This window comes from Leyella stercorea DSM 18206 (assembly GCF_000235885.1).
GTDB classification, from domain to species: Bacteria; Bacteroidota; Bacteroidia; order Bacteroidales; family Bacteroidaceae; genus Prevotella; species Prevotella stercorea.
In genome coordinates this window covers 1-19912 of record NZ_JH379462.1, presented here as the reverse complement: position 1 = coordinate 19912, position 19912 = coordinate 1, and the positions used below count along the sequence as shown (strand labels likewise).

The 19912-nt window shown below is 52.6% G+C and carries 12 protein-coding genes and 1 tRNA gene; 12 read left to right on the top strand and 1 reads right to left on the bottom strand.

The genetic code is table 11. The features are described from left to right. The first annotated feature begins 173 nt into the window (after window positions 1–173). The 3 genes from HMPREF0673_RS11315 (at window position 174) to HMPREF0673_RS11305 (ending at window position 8652) form a co-directional block, all read left to right on the top strand. Window positions 174–3233, top strand: a complete 3060-nt coding sequence (locus HMPREF0673_RS11315) for an endo-beta-N-acetylglucosaminidase (protein WP_007902498.1) — start codon at window positions 174–176, stop codon at window positions 3231–3233. 283 nt (window positions 3234–3516) lie between these two features. Next, window positions 3517–5637 carry a prolyl oligopeptidase family serine peptidase gene (locus HMPREF0673_RS11310; protein ID WP_040596915.1) on the top strand — a complete coding sequence of 707 codons (2121 nt, stop codon included), beginning with the start codon at window positions 3517–3519 and terminating at the stop codon, window positions 5635–5637. 63 nt (window positions 5638–5700) lie between these two features. Next, window positions 5701–8652 carry a PEP/pyruvate-binding domain-containing protein gene (locus tag HMPREF0673_RS11305; RefSeq protein WP_007902495.1) on the top strand — a complete coding sequence of 984 codons (2952 nt, stop codon included), beginning with the start codon at window positions 5701–5703 and terminating at the stop codon, window positions 8650–8652. Between the two features lie 163 nt (window positions 8653–8815). Here the strand turns inward: HMPREF0673_RS11305 and HMPREF0673_RS11300 are convergent, their stop codons facing one another. Next, window positions 8816–9193 (bottom strand): RidA family protein, encoded by a 378-nt coding sequence (locus HMPREF0673_RS11300; RefSeq protein WP_040596913.1) that lies wholly within the window; start codon window positions 9191–9193, stop codon window positions 8816–8818. A gap of 519 nt (window positions 9194–9712) precedes the next feature. On the opposite strand from HMPREF0673_RS11300, the gene rplM reads away from it, so the two are divergent. The 9 genes from rplM to HMPREF0673_RS11255 all read left to right on the top strand — a co-directional run bounded on the left by rplM (window position 9713) and on the right by HMPREF0673_RS11255 (window position 19801). Beyond that, window positions 9713–10174 carry a 50S ribosomal protein L13 gene (gene rplM, locus HMPREF0673_RS11295; RefSeq protein WP_022158160.1) on the top strand — a complete coding sequence of 154 codons (462 nt, stop codon included), beginning with the start codon at window positions 9713–9715 and terminating at the stop codon, window positions 10172–10174. Window positions 10175–10184: 10 nt separating this feature from the next. Further along, entirely contained in the window at window positions 10185–10571 is a 387-nt protein-coding gene (rpsI, locus tag HMPREF0673_RS11290; protein ID WP_007902489.1) for a 30S ribosomal protein S9, read from the top strand. Between the two features lie 163 nt (window positions 10572–10734). Further along, complete coding sequence (rpsB, locus tag HMPREF0673_RS11285; protein WP_007902488.1) at window positions 10735–11514, top strand: 30S ribosomal protein S2; 780 nt, start codon at window positions 10735–10737, stop codon at window positions 11512–11514. Window positions 11515–11646: 132 nt separating this feature from the next. After that, a complete protein-coding gene (tsf, locus tag HMPREF0673_RS11280) occupies window positions 11647–12642 on the top strand; it encodes a translation elongation factor Ts (RefSeq protein WP_007902487.1) in 996 nt (331 codons plus the stop codon). A gap of 82 nt (window positions 12643–12724) precedes the next feature. Next, entirely contained in the window at window positions 12725–13342 is a 618-nt protein-coding gene (locus HMPREF0673_RS11275) for a fumarylacetoacetate hydrolase family protein (RefSeq protein ID WP_007902482.1), read from the top strand. Window positions 13343–13674: 332 nt separating this feature from the next. After that, the gene (gene porU, locus HMPREF0673_RS11270) at window positions 13675–17259 is read left to right on the top strand and encodes a type IX secretion system sortase PorU (RefSeq protein ID WP_040596912.1); all 3585 of its coding nucleotides are present in this window, start codon (window positions 13675–13677) and stop codon (window positions 17257–17259) included. An 82-nt stretch (window positions 17260–17341) separates the two neighbouring features. Continuing rightward, window positions 17342–18520 (top strand): type IX secretion system outer membrane channel protein PorV, encoded by a 1179-nt coding sequence (gene porV, locus HMPREF0673_RS11265; protein ID WP_007902479.1) that lies wholly within the window; start codon window positions 17342–17344, stop codon window positions 18518–18520. Window position 18521: 1 nt separating this feature from the next. Next, window positions 18522–19001 (top strand): 2-C-methyl-D-erythritol 2,4-cyclodiphosphate synthase, encoded by a 480-nt coding sequence (gene ispF / locus HMPREF0673_RS11260; protein ID WP_007902478.1) that lies wholly within the window; start codon window positions 18522–18524, stop codon window positions 18999–19001. A 725-nt stretch (window positions 19002–19726) separates the two neighbouring features. After that, window positions 19727–19801 (top strand) — tRNA-Val (locus tag HMPREF0673_RS11255). The last annotated feature ends 111 nt before the right edge of the window (window positions 19802–19912 follow it).

Sequence of the window (19912 nt, the reverse complement as noted above, 5' to 3'; positions counted from 1 at the left end):
TTCTTGCTCTGGCAAGCGGCAAAGCCGAGTGGGGATAGCTGCCCATCTGATGGACAATCTTTGGGTGGAAAATAAAAAAATGGAATTAAATGGAATTGTTGTTTCGATTTTTTTTGTATCTTTGCCACGAGAATATCCTAATATAACTAACTAAAACAAATTAACAAAAAAGCATGAAGAAAAAAGTACTTCTGTCTACACTTGCTATGGCTGCGTTCATGTCAGCTATGCCGAGTGTAAACGCTGTTGCTGCTGATGACAGCAAAGCAAGCGCAGTTTACGACTTCAGTGGTTTCAACGACGTGAACCTCATCAACCTGTTCTATCAGGCTTATCAGGACGGTCGCAAGTATCCTACCGCTGCCGAGTTCGCAGCAGCTGGTATCCAGCAGAGCGACATCGCGTTCATCCGTTCGCACGTTCGCAACAAGGGCATCATCAACCGCTCAGGTCGTCTTATCAAGGACACCTACGAGAAGCGTAACCTTTGGATGAATATTCCGATGGGCTTTGGCAAAGATGGTTCGGTTGGTCAACCGTCGAAGAACTTCGATAGCGATGTTTATTCGATGTGGAACTACACAAACATCTTCGGTTCTTGGAATCACGGATTCTTCTCTGCACCTGCAGCATGGACTGACGCAGCTCACAAGAATGGTTCTGACATCTACTCTGGTATCAAGTTCTTTGACACAACAGGCGGTCGTCCTGACGGAGCTGGCAGCTGGATTCAGTATTGTACAGAAAAGGACGCTAACGGCAACTTCAAGTATGTAGACGCTATCATCAACTGCTTGATGTACTTCGGCTTCGACGGTATCAACTACAACTGGGAGGATGCTGGCTACAACAAGACAGATATCGTGAACTTCCACCGCGCTCTCTGGAAGAAGGCTGCTGAGAACGGCTTCGACAACTACCACAGCGGTATCTACACCAGCCAGAGCTCTATCTCAGGCGCTATGCAGGCAAAGTGGCTGCTCGGCGACAAGGAAGGTCGTACACACGACTTGATGCTCAACTATTCGAGCGGTGACTTCTCTTATCAGCTCAGCAGTTCTGCTAAGGTGGCTATCGACGCTACCGGTTCTACAGACGGCATCTACGCAGGTATGTGGTTCGTAACCATGAACCGCGGTTGGAATCGTCTTAATGCAGACGACTATTCAAAGCAGATGAACATCTGTCTTTGGGGAGAGCACGCTTCAAGCCGTATCTGGTCGTACACATCTGGTCTTGATCCTCAAGATCGTCAGGCTAACTACCAATATATGCAAGAGCGTTTGATGTCGGGTGGTAACCGCAACCCACTTGAGCGTCCGGCAGTAAGCAACTCGGGTAACGACTGGGAGGTCGAAAGAGGCTCAAGCAATAAGCCACTGCAGGGCTTCGCAGGCTTGGCAACATGGATTCCGGAGCGTTCTTCTATCTTCGGCAACCTGCCGTTTGGCACAAACTTTAGCCTTGGTAATGGCGACCGCTATGCATACAAGGGAAAGAAAACAGCTGGCAAATGGTACAATATGGCTACACAGGACGTAGTTCCGACATATCGTTGGCTCGTTGTTAAGCCAGGCACACAGACTGTAAGCACAGATATTGACGCTACATTCACACACGCTGACCAGTATATCGGTGGTTCAAGTCTCTTGCTCACTGGTAAGGCTACTGCTGCAGGCACAGACGTAGTGCTCTACAAGACTGACCTCAACGTATCGGCAGGTAACCCGTTCGCTAAGATTGCTGTTAAGAGTGGCAAGGAGGGCACAAACGCTTCTTCGCTCTACGTAATCGTTCAGAAGGCTGACGGCTCATGGGTAGAGGCACCGGTAGGCAACGTAACAGGTGCTAACTGGCAGGAAGTGAAGGTGGCTCTCAACGGCGTTTCAAAGAGCGACGTCATCAAGCACATCGGTCTGCGCGTTAAGGGTAGCGACAACGCTTACAAGATGTATGTAGGCAAGCTCGAAATCAACGACGACGTTAAGGCTACACCGGCTGCAATCAAGAATCTCACTGTAGAGGTGAAGGAAGAGACAAAGACATCGCTCACAGCAAAGGTATTCTGGGGCGTAGACGCAAAGGCTCAGAAGCGTGCTGCATGGGATCTCGTTTACAACGACGAGGCAAACATCGATCACTTCGAGGTGCTCTATAAGAACGGCGAGAATGGTAAGGTTTCTGAGGTTGGTCGCACAACAACTTGGGCTACGCTCGTTAATGATATTCAGCTCGAAGCTACAGATGAGCCGTACATCGGCGTACGTTCAGTGTCTACCGACTTGAAGACTTACTCATCAGTAGAGTGGGTGAAGGTGACACGTGGCGATATTGCTTCGTTGCCAGAGGCAAATCCTGAAAGCTATCCTATCAGTCAGATGAACCCGGACTGCGACGGTGCAGGTATTGCTCGTCAGCAGCGTTATGTGACCGATGTAACAACAACGGGTGCAGATCAGAATCTGGATTATCACACAGATCATCCGGTGGCTGACGGCTCACAGTATGACGATCAGACAGCTCGTGTGCTTAAGGTTAAGCAGGGTCAGAAGGTGAAACTCCATGTAAAGTGCTTTGATTCGTCAAATAGTACATGGGAAGGTTCTAAGAAAGTTGATGGCTTGCGCTACTGCTTCGCAGGTGGTTGGATTGACTTCAACGGTGACTACAACTTCTATCCTAAGACTATGCAGGAAGATCCTGCTAATGGCGAGATGTTGTTCTTTGCTGGTACAATTCGTCAAGCTACCCCTCAATTCGAAACAACAGGTATCGACTGCGAATTCACTATTCCATCAGACGCTAAGCCAGGTTCGAGCCGTTTGCGCATCGTATTCTCTGACGCATGGTTTGCAGGCGACTTCCTCCCGTCAGGTCTCCACAACAAGGGCTTCTCAATGGATTTCAGTGTAGAGATTACAGGTAACAACCCAGGACGTAAACCTGCAGCTGACATCCACGATCAGGGCGTAGCTGACGAGCCTGAAAACCTCACTGGTGGTGTTGTTGACGCTATCAACTCTGCAAGCCAGGGCGTTTCTAAGGTAGAGGCAGCTGATGGCAAGTTTAACTTCCAGAACGTAGAGAAGGCATGGGTTTACGATGCAAGCGGTGTACTCGTTAAGTACCTCGTTAACCCGACATCGTTCGACGCTCAGCAGCTCGCTTCTGGCGTTTACCTCGTGAAGATGCAGAACGGCAACATCATCCGTTCGCAGAAGCTCGTGAAGTAAAAGCCCCTCCCAACCCTCCCCGTCGGGGAGGGCTAAGGATAGCTTAAAGAGGCTTGGTTCGGCTTAGAAAGACTTAAGAAGGCTTAGTTCGGCTTAGGCAAAACAACAATAGGAAAGGCGCAACCGCACGGGTTGCGCCTTTTTTCATAGCAAAACTGCGCATTTGTTTGTTTTTCTCATCGCAAAAGTGTAGTTTTGCAGAATAAACCCTAATAGAACAGCTATCAATAGGGGCATCATGTTGAAGACATCTTCAGCAAGCCCGAAGCAAAAAGCAAAGACTATGAATAAAACAGTAATTCTAACGCTTACAGCAGCAGTCTTGCTGTCGACAACCGACGCTATGGCACAGTTGAAATATCCGGCAACGGCGAAGGACAACACCGTTGACGAGTACTTCGGAGAGAAGGTAGCCGACCCGTATCGCTGGTTGGAGAACGACACGAGCGCAGCCACGGCAGAGTGGGTGAGAGAGGAAAACCTCGTGAGTCGCAAGTATCTCGACAACATACCCATGCGCAAGGCGATACTGAAGCGCCTGAAGGAGACCGCTAACTACGAGAAGCGCGGCATGACATTCGAGCGCGGCGGCAAGTGGTACGCCTACCGCAACGACGGACTGCAGAATCAGGCGGTGCTCTACCAGATGGACAGCTACGACGCGCCCGTCAGCGAGTGGCGCGTGTGGCTCGACCCGAACACGCTGAGCACCGACGGCACGGTGGCGCTGAAGAGCACCACGTTCTCGCACGACGGCAAGTATATGGCGTATGTCATCTCGCGCAACGGATCGGACTGGGAGGAGATATACGTGAAGGACGTGGCGACGGGCAAGACGCTTGACGACCACATCGTGTGGGCGAAGTTCACGAAAGCCACATGGGTGGGCGACGGCTTCTACTACAGTGCCTACGACGCGCCCGAGAAAGGCAAGGAGACATCAGCCAAGAACGCCGTGCAGAAGATATACTACCACCGCATAGGTACACCGCAGAGCGACGACCGCCTGTTCTATCAGAACCCGTCGCAGCCGTTGCGCTTCTACGAGGTGAGCGTGAACAAGGAGGAGACCGTGATGTACCTCACTGAGGCAGGCATGGACAACGGCAACAACCTCTATGTGCGCGACATGAGGCAGCCCGATGCGCAGTTCATACAGATGTGCTCCGACCCACAATATATATATACGCCTGTGGAGACCGTGGGCAACCGTATGTATATACTCACAAACGCCGGTGCACCGAAGTACCGCCTCATGGTGGCAGACGTGAGCAATCCGGGCTACGCTGACTGGAAGGAGCTGGTGGGCGAGGGCGAGAGCGTGCTCGAGGACGTTACGTTCACCGCTGACAACCGCATGATACTGCAGTACGCCAAGGACAACTGCAACCAGCTTTACGTTTACGACACCGACGGCAACCGACTCAGTGAGATTGAGCTGCCCACATTCGGCACAACATCCGTGAGCGGTGCACGCGGACAGAAAGAATTGTTCTACTCGTTCACATCGTACACCACACCAGGTGCCATCTACAGCTACGATATGGCTACGGCGAAGAGCACGCTGCTGTCTACGCCGAAGCTCGCATTCCGCACACAGGACTACGTTACGGAGATGCTTTTCTACACCTCGAAGGACGGCACACGCGCTCCGCTCTTCATCACGCACAAGAAGGGGCTGAAGCTGAACGGCAAGAACCCGCTGCTGCTCTACGGCTACGGCGGTTTCAACGTGACGTACAAACCACACTTCCTGTCGAACATGATTCCGTTCATGGAGCGCGGCGGCGTATATGTTCACGCCGTGCTGCGCGGTGGCGGTGAGTATGGCGAGCAGTGGCACGTGGCTGGCACGAAGCTGCAGAAGCAGAACGTGTTCGACGACTTCATCTCAGCTGCCGAATTCCTTATTGATAAGGGCTACACCTCGAAGGACTATCTCGCCATACAGGGCGGAAGCAACGGCGGACTGCTCGTCGGAGCCTGCATGACGCAGCGCCCCGACCTCTTCCGTGTCTGCCTGCCCGCAGTGGGCGTTATGGATATGTTGCGCTATCATAAGTTCACCATCGGCTGGAACTGGGCACCCGACTACGGCACATCGGAGGATTCGAAGGAGATGTTCGAGTATCTCAGAGCCTATTCGCCGCTTCACACGCTGAAGCCCGGCGTGCATTATCCGGCTACGCTCGTCACCACAGCCGACCACGACGACCGCGTGGTGCCAGCCCACTCGTTCAAGTTCGCGGCACGCCTGCAGGAGTGTCAGGGCGGTACGGCTCCGGTGCTCATCAGCATCGGCGTGAACGCCGGACACGGCGGAGGAAAGCCGCTGGCAAAACGACTCGAAGAGACTGCAGATGCCATCAGCTTCACGCTCTGGAACATGGGCGTGAAGAAATAATCATGGAATAAGGCAAGAGGGACACGCCCGACAGGGCATCAAGAACAAACAGAGAAAAACAAGATGGTACCACAGGAATATCAGAAGTTCTACTTGAAAGACGTGACGTTCGTCAATCTGATGATGCGTCGCATATACAACGTGCTCATCGTGGCTAACCCCTACGACGCGTTCATGCTCGAGGACGACGGACGCGTTGAGGAGAAGATATACAACGAGTATGTGGAGCTCGGTCTGCGCTATCCGCCTACGTTCACACAGGTGAGCACCACGGAGGAGGCGCGACAGGTACTACGTACAATGCACATCGACCTCGTAATCTGTATGCCGGGCAACGCCGACAACGACGCGTTCAGCGTGGCGCGTGACATAAAGGCGGAGTTCCCACATATGCACTGCATAGTGCTCACGCCCTTCTCGCATGGCATCACGAAGCGCATGGAGAACGAAGACCTCTCCATCTTCGACTACGTGTTCTGCTGGCTCGGCAACACCAACCTCATTCTCTCCATTATCAAGCTGATAGAGGACAAGATGAACCTTGAGCACGACATCGACGAGGGTGGCGTGCAGATGATATTGTTGGTGGAGGACAGCATACGCTTCTACAGCTCCATACTGCCCAACCTCTACAACTACATACTCGCGCAGAGCAAACGCTTCTCTACCGAGGCACTCAACCGCCACGCTGCTTCGCTGCGTATGCGTGGCAGACCGAAAGTGGTGTTGGCACGCAACTATGAGGAGGCAATGGCACTCTACGAACGCTACTCGGACAACGTGCTCGGCGTGATTAGCGACGTGCGCTTCCCCATACACGGCGTGAAGGACAGCGAGGCGGGGCTGAAGTTGATGCGCGAGATAAGAAAGACCGACCCCTACCTGCCACTGATACTCGAAAGCTCTGAGTCGGAGAACCGCGCAAAGGCAGAGGCAGAAGGCTTCCGCTTCGTAGATAAAAACTCGAAGAAGATGTCGCTCGACCTGCATAAGATGCTCGAGGAACACCTCGGCTTCGGCGACTTCATCTTCCGCGACCCGAAGACAAAGGCGGAGATAATGCGCATCCACTCGCTGAAGGAGCTGCAGGACAATATCTTCAAGATTCCCGACGACTCGATGCTCTACCACATCTCGCGCAACCACATGAGCCGCTGGCTGTCGGCGCGTGCCATCTTCCCCGTGTCGATGTTTCTGAAGACCGTGACGTGGGAGCGACTGAAGGATATCACAGCCCACCGCGAGATTATCTTCGACGCCATTGTGCAGTACCGCCACATGAAGAATATTGGCGTAGTGGCGGTGTTCGACCGCATGAAGTTTGATGCTTACTCCCACTTCGCACGCATCGGCGAGGGCTCGCTCGGCGGAAAGGGTAGAGGCTTGGCGTTCCTTGACAACATCATCAAGACACATCCCGAATTCAACTCGCTGGAGGGAGCCACTGTGCAGATACCGCGCACCGTGGTACTCTGTACCGATGTGTTCGACCAGTTCATGGTGCAGAACAATCTCTACCAGATTGCGCTCAGCGATGCCTCGGACGACGACATACTGCGCCACTTCCTGCGTGCGCAGCTGCCCGACTCGCTCATAGCCGACTTCTTCACGTTCTTCGAGGCAGTGAAGAGTCCGATAGCCATACGCTCGTCGTCGCTGCTCGAAGATGCCCACTATCAGCCCTTCGCCGGCATCTACTCTACGTACATGATTCCGTACCTCGACGACAAGTATGCCATGCTTGAGATGTTGGCGTGCGCCATAAAAGGTGTCTATGCCTCGGTCTACTATCGCGACTCGAAGGCTTACATGACAGCCACGAGCAATGTCATCGACCAGGAGAAGATGGCGGTGATACTGCAGGAAGTGGTGGGCAAGCAGTTCGACGGACGCTACTATCCGAACATATCGGGCGTGCTGCGCTCGCTCAACTACTACCCCATAGGCGACGAGCGTGCTGAGGATGGCATCGCCTCGCTCGCGCTGGGCTTGGGCAAGTATATCGTCGACGGCGGACAGACGCTGCGCGTGTCGCCATACCATCCGCACCAGGTGTTGCAGACCTCCGAACTGGAGACGGCACTGCGCGAGACGCAGACACGCTTCTACGCTCTCGACACGCAGCATGTGGGCAACGACTTCAAGGTGGACGATGGTTTTAATATCCTAAATCTGAAGGTGAAGGAGGCGGAGCGCGACAACTCGCTCAACTTTATCGCCTCAACCTACGACCCCTACGACCAGGTGATACGCGACGGACTGTACGAAGGTGGCAGAAAGGTGATATCGTTCGCCGGAGTGCTGCAGCAGGGTGTGTTCCCACTGCCCGAGCTGCTGCAGATGTCGATGCGTTTCGGTGCAGAAGCTATGCGCCGACCAGTGGAGATAGAGTTTGCATGTAACCTCAACGCCGACCGCACAGGGTCGCTCTACCTGCTGCAGATACGTCCCATTGTCGACCAGAAGCAGATGCTCGACGAAGACCTTGCGGCGATACCCGACGACCACTGTCTGCTGCGCTCGCACAACTCGCTCGGGCATGGTGTGACGGAAGACGTGACCGACGTGGTGTACGTGAAGACCGACGACCGCTTCTCGGCTGCCAACAACCCGACGATAGCACGCGAAATAGAAAAACTGAACAAGGAATATCTCGACCGCGGCACAAACTACGTGCTTGTGGGTCCGGGTAGATGGGGTTCGAGCGATTCGTGGTTGGGCATACCCGTGAAGTGGCCGCACATCTCGGCTGCGCGTGTCATCGTGGAGGTGGCGCTGAAGAACTACCGCGTAGACCCAAGTCAAGGTACGCACTTCTTCCAAAATCTCACATCGTTCGGTGTGGGCTACTTCACCATCGACGAGAACCGCAACGATGGCTGCTTCCACAAGGCTGCGCTCGACGCAATGCCGACTGTAGAAGAAACAGAACACGTGCGCGTGGTGCGCTTCGAGAAAGGACTAAGAATAATGATGGATGGAAAGAAAGGTGAAGGAGTGATTGCCGCTATATGATAAAGCGATGCCCATAGGGGGTGCAGCAGTCTCTGCTGCACCAACCAAGCAGTTGGTACACTTCTTGGTTGGTGTGTTTCTTGGTTGGTGTGTTTCTTGGTTGGTGCAGTTCTTGGTTGGTTGGTGCACTTGAGACAAGTGCACCCCCTGTGGTGTGGTCGGCTTACTTAACAGCGATGCACTCTACTTCGACCAAAGCGTTCTTCGGCAGAGTCTTCACTGCGACTGCAGAGCGAGCCGGGAACGGCTGTGAGAAGAATTCGGCGTAAACCTCGTTCATGGCAGCAAAGTCAGCCATGTCGCTGAGGAATACAGTAGTCTTGACAACATGCTGCAGGTCGGTACCTGCTTCCTCGAGGATGTGCTTAGCGTTGGTGAGCGACTGGCGTGTTTGCTCCTTTACGCCGCCCTCTGCGAATGCACCTGTTGTAGGGTCGATAGGCAGCTGACCCGATGCGAATACCATGCCGTTAGCCTCTACAGCCTGTGAGTACGGACCGATAGCTGCTGGGGCTTTCTCTGTGTTAATCTGTTTGTTCATAGTCGTTTTGTTTAAAATGTTATTGTTAGTCTTTTTTACTTTAGTAGGAGACATTAGGGGGTGCACTTGTCTCAAGTGCACCAACCAAGTTAATGACACATTCTATTCAGTTGGTCTGTTCGGTTGGTGCACTTGAGACAAGTGCACCCCCTTAAGTTACTTTCGCTTGCTTGGTTGGTGCACTTCTTGCTCTGGCAAGCGGCAAAGCCGAGCGGAGACAAGTGCACCCCCTAACAACACCTCTTTATGCTTTACTGCTGCAAAAGTACACTAAAAACTGGAGAAAACGAAACTTTTGTGCTTGTTAAATAATTCTAAATATTCGTTGCTACTTATTGCATATCACTTCTATATAATAAAAAATGTGTAATTTTGCAGACCGATTATTTGGGGATACACTTAGAGTCCCCTGCATGAGGGTGTTAATAGCGTTTGTCGAAAAGGCCAGACGGCGTGGTTAGTGAATCGCTCGTGCAAGAAAAATAAATGTTTTTTAGTAGTAATATTTTAATTAAAAAAATGAACACTTTAAGTTACAAGACTATTTCCGTTAACAAGGAAACAGCTAAGAAGGAGTGGGTGGTTATCGATGCCACAGACCAGGTTGTAGGTCGTCTCTGCTCTAAGGTAGCAAAGCTCATCCGCGGAAAGTACAAGCCTACTTTCACTCCGCACGTAGACTGCGGTGACAACGTTATTATCATCAACGCTGCTAAGGCAGTTTTCACAGGTAAGAAGGAAACTGACAAGGTCTACACACGTTATACTGGCTATCCTGGTGGACAGCGCTTCAACACTCCGGCAGAGCTCCGCAAGCGTCCGGACGGTATGGACAAGATTATCCGTCACGCTGTGAAGGGTATGCTCCCGAAGGGTCCGCTCGGTCGTCGTCTTCTCGACAACCTCTATATCTATGACGGTACAGAGCACAAGCACGAGGCACAGCAGCCGAAGGCTATCGATATTAACCAGTATAAATAAAGCATAAGACATGGAAATGATTAATGCAATTGGTCGCCGTAAGAGTGCCGTAGCTCGTGTATATCTCACAGAGGGCACCGGTAAGATCACTATCAATAAGGAAGAACTCACAAAGTATTTCCCATCAGCAATCCTGCAGTACGTTGTTAAGCAGCCGCTGCTCCTGCTCGGTGTGGAAGAGAAATATGACATCAAGGTAAACCTCGACGGTGGCGGCTTCACAGGTCAGAGCCAGGCTCTTCGCCTCGCTATCGCTCGCGCACTCGTTAAGGTTAACGCTGAGGACAAGAAGACTCTCAAGGTACAGGGCTTCCTCACACGCGACGCTCGTGAGGTTGAACGTAAGAAGCCGGGTCAGCCGAAGGCACGCCGTCGCTTCCAGTTCAGCAAGCGTTAATATCAAACAGTCTTGGTGTCTTTCTATGCTGCTGCTTGATGCGGCGGCTTAGAATGCTCCGGACAACGTTTAGCATCCAAACTCGCGAGACCGAACATTCGTTACTCGTGGGCTGGTTCAATTCAACTCAAAGGAAAGTAAACAATTTTAACAAACAAAGAAAATGTCAAGAACTAATTTTGACCAGTTGTTAGAGGCAGGCTGTCACTTTGGCCACCTCCGTCGTAAGTGGAATCCGGCAATGGCTCCTTATATCTTCATGGAGCGCAATGGTATTCATATCATCGATTTGCACAAGACCGTAGCTAAGGTTGACGAGGCTGCAGAGGCTCTCAAGCAGATCGCAAAGTCAGGCAAGAAGATCCTGTTCGTCGCTACTAAAAAACAAGCTAAGGACGTAGTTGCTGAGAAAGCAGCGAGCGTAAACATGCCTTACGTTATCGAGCGTTGGCCGGGCGGTATGCTCACCAACTTCCCGACAATCCGCAAGGCTGTTAAGAAAATGGCGAACATCGACAAGCTCATGAACGACGGTACATTCTCAAAGCTCTCTAAGCGTGAGCTTCTGCAGGTGACACGTCAGCGCGCTAAGCTGGAGAAGAACCTCGGTTCTATCGCTGACTTGACTCGCCTCCCGAGCGCTTTGTTCGTTGTCGACGTGATGAAGGAGAACATCGCAGTGCGCGAGGCTAACCGCCTCGGTATCCCTGTGTTCGCTATGGTCGACACCAACTCTGACCCACGCAACATCGACTACATCATCCCAGCTAACGACGACGCTAAGGATTCTATCGACGTAGTTCTCTCAGCTTGCTGCGGTGCTATCGCAGAAGGTCTTGAGGAGCGCAAGGTAGAGAAGGCTGACGAGAAGGCTGCTGCTGAGCAGAAGGAGGGCAAGGCTCCTCGCAAGGCTCGCAAGGAAGAGGCTGAGGCTGCTGAGTAAGCAACTATAATACATATAAATCGGAAATTCTTTAATTCGTAAATCAAGATTTTGGAATGGAGAATTTCCGATTTTTAGGTTAAAAAGCAATCAATCATCAATAATTAATAATTAATTAATAACTTAAGAAAAATGGCTGTTTCAATTGAAGACATCAAGAAACTTCGCGCTATGACAGGTGCTGGTCTTGCAGACGTAAAGAAGGCTCTGACAGAGGCAGAAGGTGATTTCGATAAGGCAAAGGATTTGCTCCGTGAGCGTGGACTCGCTATCGCTGCAAAGCGTTCAGACCGCGAGACATCTAACGGTTGTGTACTCGTTAAGAAGGTAGGCAATTTCGCTGCTATCATCGCTCTCAAGTGTGAGACCGACTTCGTGGCTAACGGTGCTGACTTCATCAAGCTCACATCTGATATCCTCGACGCTGCTATCGCTGCTAAGGCTCAGACTCTCGACGAGGTTAAGGCTTTGGCTCTCGGCGAGTCTGACGTTCAGGCTGCTGTTACAGCACGCTCAGGTATCACTGGCGAGAAGATGGAGCTCGACGGCTACTGCGTACTCGAGGGTGAGAACGTAGAGGTTTACGACCACATGAACAAGCACACTCTCTGCACAATGGTGCAGCTCAACAAGGAGAACGCTGAGGTAGGTCACAAGATCGCTATGCAGGTAGCTGCTATGAAGCCGCTCGCACTCGACGAAAGCTTAATCTCTGATGAGATGAAGAAAGAGGAGTTCAAGGTAGCTGTTGAGAAGACTAAGGAAGAGCTCGTAGAGAAGGCAGTGAATGCTGCTCTCCACAAGGCTGGTCTCAACCCGAACCACTTCGACTCTGAGGATCACATCGAGTCTAACCAGGGCAAGGGCTGGATCACAGCAGAGGACGTAGCTAAGTTCCGCGAGATCAAGGAGACTGTAGGCGCTGAGGCTACAGCTAAGCTCAACCCGACAATGATTGAGAACATCGCTAAGGGTCGCGTTGCAAAGTTCCTCAAGGAGGTGTGCCTCGTTAACCAGGAGTTCCAGTTCGGCGACGACGCTAAGCAGAACGTTGCTGGCTATCTCAAGTCTCAGGACAAGGATCTGAAGATCGTTGCTTACAAGCGCTTCACTCTTGCTGCTGAGTAATTAGAGAAATCAATTACGCATAATTAATATTGGAGCCGTAGAGGGTGAATAGCCTTCTGCGGCTTTTTAATTTTCATCGCTTATGAAGATATTTGCTGTAGGTATGAACTACCTCGAACACAATAAAGAGCTGCATGGTACGTTATATAAACCAGAGGAGCCCGTTATCTTTACAAAAGCCGACTCGGCACTGCTGAAGGATCACAAGCCATTCTTCATCCCCGATCACCTCGGACGCATCGACTATGAGACTGAGCTTGTTGTGCGCATTTCGCGCCTCGGCAAGACTATCTCTGAGCGTTTCGCTCCGCGTTATTACGATGCCGTGACGGTGGGCATCGACTTCACCGCACGCGAGTTGCAGAAGAAGTTGCGCGCCGAGGGTAAGCCGTGGGAACTGTGCAAGGGCTTTGACGGTTCGGCTGCGATAGGCGACTGGGTGCCGTTGGAGAAGTTCCGCGACGTGCAGGCAATCCATTTCCACCTCGACATCAACGGCAAGACCGTGCAGGAGGGATGCACCAGCGACATGCTCTATCGTGTAGACGAGCTGATCGCGTACATCTCGCAGTTCTTCACGCTGAAGACCGGCGATATTCTATTCACTGGTACACCCGCAGGCGTGGGTCAGGTGAACATTGACGACAAGCTGGAGGGCTACCTCGAAGACCGCAAAGTGCTGGAGTTCAGCTGCAAGTAGAACTGCAGGGGAAGTTCTCCCACAGAATACACAGATTTCACGGAATGGACTGCTAAGATATTCTCCCACAGATGTCACAGAAGGGACTGCTAAAATATTCTCCCACAGATGTCACAGATGTACACAGATATATGAGGGTATGGCATCCCTGCCATGCCCACGCAGCCATCCAAACTTCTGTGTTCATCCGTGAATTCCGTGGGTGTACTTACACCAAATATCTGTGTTCATCCGTGAAATCCGTGGGAGTATAAACGTTCTTGTAGGACACACGGCACTATCCGTTGGATAACGCGGTTCCTAACACTTGTGGAAACAAATAAAGAAAAGACATGAAATTACGCCATACCATATTAATGCTGCTGACAGTCTGCGCAGTGCTACCCGCAAGTGCCCAGCAGTTCTTCCACCTCACAGCCGATGAGCTGCGTGTCGATACCTTGTACGCACCGCAGTTCACACACGTCACGCCTCTGCCCGAAGCGTGGCGCGACTCCGTGTACACCGTCAGCGTTGTCTATCCTGAGTATGCGGACATGCGAGCTACGGATGTGGCGAACTACAAGCGCATCGAGAGCGAACTGCCCGACGCAGAGCCACGTGTGGAGACCCACGTGACGTACGACCGCAAGCGAGCGTCGCTCCTCACTACCGTCAACCCCGTGGTGTACCGCGACGGACGCTACAAGCAGCTCGTGAGTTTCATGTTGCGCTGCGAGGCACGTGCCAAGGACGACGTGCACCGCAAGGCGGCGTTGAGCGCAGGAGCCGTGCGTGCAGATGCTCAGGTGAACGTGTGGGACACGCTGCCTGCGGCAAAACGCTATGCCAAGCAGAGCGTACTACGCGAGGGACGTTGGGCGAAGATAAGTGTGGCAGAGTCGGGCATTTATCAGCTCACCTCGGCACTCGTGCGTCAGGCGGGCTTCACCGACATTAATAAGGTGAAGATATATGGATATGGCGGAAATCTAATCAACGAGACACTCGAAGCGAAAGACCTCGTGGAGCAGGACGACCTGAAGGAAGTGCCCATCTGCGAGGTGGATGGCAAGCGACTCTTCTACGCTCGCGGTCCAGTGTCGTGGGAGACCGAAACTGCCGACCGCCGAACGCGCAACTACTACTCCAACTATGGCTATTACTTCCTCACCGAGGACACATCGTCTGAGCCTGCGAAGGTAGACTACGACACGTTCGTCGCTTCGTTCTACCCCTCACCCGACTTCTATCACGACCTGCATGAGCAGGATGGCTACTCATGGTACAAGGGTGGACGCAACTTTTTCAGTGCGCAGCAGGTATCGCAAGGCTCATACACGACTGTCGACATCCCTGAGAACCCAAACGCCACGAAGGGCAATCTCTACGTTGTGGTAACGTCGAGCAACTACTGCAAGGTGCAAGTGGAGTACAACGACTCCATCGTGGGCACGTTGCAGACCTCTAACTCCAACAATAGTTACATCTACGGCTGCGAGAGTCGTGGCACCTACCGCGTACCAGCCGTGAAGGGCACGGCGAAGGTGAAGCTCTCTGTGCTTAGCGGTTCTAATCCGATGCGCCTCGACATGGTGTCGATGGCGTGGAACAAGCCGCGCCCACTGCCCGACCTCAAGACTGCTACCTTCCCCGTACCTAATTACGTGTACAACATAATGAACCAGAACCACCATGCCGACCCACAAGCCGACTTGGTGATTATCATACCTACGTCGCAGAAACTGCTGAAGCAGGCACAGCGACTGAAGGCGTTCCACGAGCAGCACGACTCGATGACGGTGAACCTTGTGCCTGCCGACGAACTCTATAATGAGTTCTCGAGTGGTACCCCCGATGCTTCGGCGTACCGCCGCTACATGAAGATGCTCTACGACCGTTCCACTGGTGAGAACGACCGTCCGAAGTACTTGTTGCTCTTCGGCGACTGTCTGTGGGACAACCGCATGATTACATCTCACAACACGGGTAAAAGCACCGACGACTATCTCTTGGCGTTCGAGAGCGAGAACTCATACGACCGTCGTGTCTGCTACATCGATGACAGTTTCCATGCTATGCTCGACGACGGCGAAGGTTTGAAACCGATGTATGTCGACAAACTCGACATCGGCGTGGGACGTTTCCCCGTAGTGAGCGATGCGGAGGCGAAGATAATGGTGGACAAGACCATCAACTACGCCGAGAATAGCAACGGCGGTTCGTGGCAGAACACGATAATGTTCATGGGCGATGACGGCGATAGCAATCTGCACATGAAGGATGCCAATCTTGTAGCTAACCAAGTGGCAGCGGCACATCCGCAGTATGTTGTGAAGAAGGTGATGTGGGATGCCTACAAGATGCAGGCTGGTGCCGCGGGCAATAGCTATCCCGAGGTGACGAACGTCGTAAAGAAGCAACAGCAGCAGGGCGCACTCATCATGGATTATGCAGGACACGGCTCCGAGATACTTATCTCGCATGAGAAGGTGCTCGGCATAAGCGACTTCGCTGAGTTCACAAATAAGAACATGCCACTATGGGTGACAGCCTCGTGCGATATCATGCCGTTCGACAACGGTGAGGCTACTATCGGCGAGACGGCACTGCTCAACTCTAAGGGCGGAGCAATGGCGTTCTACGGCACCACGCGCACCGTGTACGCTTCGTACAACACCACACTCAACTCGGCGTTTATGAAACATGTACTCACCTATGAGACTGACGGCAAACCGATAGCCCTCGGCGAGGCTGTGCGCCGTGCGAAGAACGAAATGAACGGAAAGAGTCTGGCAGAAAACTCGCTGCAGTACTCGTTGCTCGGCGACCCTGCACTACGTCTGCATCTGCCCACAGCGCACATCATTATCGACTCTATCAACGGGGTCGACCTGACAAAGGCGAACGCTGAGGTGGCGATGAAGGCAGGTTCGCTCGTCACCATAGCCGGACACGTGGAGAACAACGACGACTTCAACGGCATCGTATCGCTCACGGTGCGCGACAATCTCGAAACAATCACTTGCCATCTCAATCAGCCTAAGGAGGCTGACGAGACGTTCGAGTACACCGACCGCACGAAGACAATTTTCTCGGGCGACGACCGCATCACTAACGGACGCTTCTCAATGACGTTCGCAGTGCCGAAGGATATCAACTACTCCAATCAGTCGGGACTCATCAACGCCTTCGCCATCAACGACGACCACACGCTCACGGCGCATGGCTACAGCGAGCGTTTCATGGTGGGCGGCAGCGACATAGCACAGAACGACTCCGTCGGTCCGTCCATCTATTGCTACCTCAACTCGCCATCGTTCAGCAACGGCGACCGTGTGAACTCTACGCCTTACTTCGTGGCTGAACTGAAGGATAAGGACGGCATTAACGCCTCGGGAGCTGGCATCGGACACGACATGCAGCTCATCATCGACGGCAAGATGGAGATGACCTACTCGCTCAACGACAACTTCCAGTACGACTTCGGTTCGTACACCTCCGGCTCCACATATTATAATATACCGCAACTGGAGGTGGGACCGCACAAGTTGCAGTTCCGTGCGTGGGACATTCTGAACAACTACTCCACAGCCGAGCTTACGTTCCACGTCGTTCAGAGTCAGAAGCCGTCGTTCTCGATAGGTTGCACCAATAACCCTGCGCGCGAGCAGACGACATTCATCATCAGTCACGACCGTACGGGCGCAGAACTTGGTGTCATCATCGACGTGTTCGACGTGAGCGGACGCCTCCTCTGGCGACACGAGGAGAGCGGTGTGAGTGCTACAAGTACCTATACCGTGCCCTGGGATCTGACCATCGATGGAGGCTCGCGCTTGCAGACCGGAGTGTATCTCTACCGCGTTCACCTCACCTCTGAAGGCTCCACACGCATATCGAAAGCCAAGAAACTTATCGTTGTAGGCAATAATTAAGTAGTTCGGGCGTTTATAATAACGGGCGCGTCGGTCGTTACGTACAACGCAGTACGCCCGAAATATAATAATAACAAAGAAGATGAAACTAACACAGAAGTTGGCGGCACTACTCTTCGCCGCACTCATTACACTGCCTGCAGCCGCTCAGGAGAAGCAGGATATGTTCCGACCGGAGACCTCGTCGGTGACTTCGCAGTCGATAGCACCTGACGCACGCGCCGGCGGTATGGGCGACATCGGTGCGGCTACAGACCCTGATGTAGTGTCGCAGTATTGGAACCCAGCGAAGTATCCGTTCGCCATCTCACGCGCCGGCGTATCGCTCAACTACACCCCGTGGTTGCGCCGCATCGTGAGCGACATAGATCTTGCCTATCTCGCAGGCTACTATCGCATCGGCGACTACTCTGCCGTATCGGCATCGTTGCGCTACTTCTCGCTCGGTGAGGTGTACACCAATATGGGAGCTACAGACGACAACTCGATGACCATCAATCCGTACGAGATGTCGCTCGACGTGGCTTACTCAATCATGCTCAGCGAGAAGTTCTCTATCGCTGCAGCCGTGCGCTGGATCTACTCCGACCTTACCTACGACTATACGTCGGACACGTCGCCAGGCTCGGCATTCGCCGTAGACCTCGCTGCCTACTACCAGAATTATATCAACATCGGACAGCGCGAGTGTCAGCTCGGTTTTGGTCTGAATATGTCGAACATCGGTTCGAAGATCAACTTCGGTGGCACCGACGAGTCGGAGTTTATCCCTGCCAACCTGCGTCTCGGTGCGTCGCTGATGATTCCGCTCGACGAGTACAACCGCATCACCATCGCTGCCGATGCCAACAAGCCGCTCGTGCCCACCATGCCGGTGAAGAACGATGGCGAGACAAACGAGGAGTTCGAGCAGCGCAAGCGTAAGGACTACTACGACCTCTCATCAATCAGTGGTGTGTTCAAGAGCTTCGGCGACGCACCTGGCGGATTTAAGGAGGAGATGCAGGAGATACGCTGGAGCCTTGGTGCCGAGTATGTCTACAACGATAAGTTCTCGGTGCGCGCCGGCTACCACCACGAGTCGGAGAACAAGGGCAATCGCAAGTACTTCACCGTGGGCGCAGGCTTCCGCATGAGCGTCTTCTCGCTCGATGCTGGCTACGTCATCGCCACCGCAAAGTCGAACCCGCTCGATCAGACGCTGCGCTTCTCGCTGTCGTTCGATATGGACGGAATAAAGGACCTCTTCAAGCGTAGATAATATGAAGATAAGAACCGGATTAGGATATGATGTCCACAAACTGGTGGAGGGTCGCGAGCTGTGGCTCGGCGGCATCCGCCTCGACTACGAACTCGGCTTGCTCGGACATAGCGATGCCGACGTGCTCATCCACGCCATTTGCGATGCACTGCTCGGTGCTGCCAACATGCGCGACATTGGCTACCACTTCCCCGATACGGCTGCCGAGACGCTCAACGTCGATAGTAAGATACTATTGCGCAAGACCGTCGACCTCATCGCTACCAAGGGCTACCGCATCGGTAACGTAGACGCTACGGTGTGTGCCGAGCGTCCGAAGCTCAATCCGCACATACCCGAGATGCAACGCTGCCTCTCCGACGTGATGCAGACCGACATCGACAACGTGTCAATCAAGGCAACAACTACAGAGAAGCTCGGCTTCACCGGTCGTATGGAGGGCATCTCCGCCTACGCCACCGTGCTCATCGAAAAGGACTAATGTAGGAGGGTATGGCATCCTTGCCATACCCACGCAGCTAACTCTCAGCTGCACTAACCAAGCTGATTTTCTCCCACAGAATTCACAGAACCTTCTCGCTGTGATTTTCTCCCACAGATTTCACAGATCTGCACAGAACCTTCTTACTGCGATTTTCTCCCACAGAATTCACAGAAATCACAGAACCTTCTTGTAGAGAAGGGTCTCCCACAGATAGCACGGATTTACACAGATGTAGGAGGGTATGGCATCCTTGCCATACCCACGCAGCCTTCTTACTGTGATTCTCTCCCACAGATTTCACAGATCTGCACAGAACCTTCTTGCTGTGATTTCCTCCCACAGAATTCACAGAATTCACAGAACCTTCTTGTAGAGAAGGGTCTCCCACAGATAGCACGGATTTACACAGATATAGGAGGGTATGGCATCCTGCCGTACCCACGCAACCACTAACGCAACCAACCATCTGTGTTGATCAGTGCAATCCGTGGGAGAACTGTATTCCCACAGAACGCAGAATTCACTCCAAACACGCACCATCTGTGAGAATCTGTGACATCTGTGGGAGTTTCTTCTCAGCAAAACACCCTAAAATGCAACAAAAACAAACTTTTTTTGAAAAAACTTGTAGAAACATTTGGTGGTTTCACAAAAAAGCCATACCTTTGCACTCGCTTTAAGGAACTAAGCAATATTACTTAAAGCAACCGATACAATATATCGGGCGTTTAGCTCAGCTGGTTTAGAGCATCTGCCTTACAAGCAGAGGGTCGGCGGTTCGAATCCGTCAACGCCCACAGGGGTGTTTCCTCGTGGTCCTTCGGGACTGCGGGGATTTTTTTTGTCTCAGGGGGTGCAGTTGTCTCAACTGCACCGATATTTTTGGATCAAATAATATTGTTGTGTTT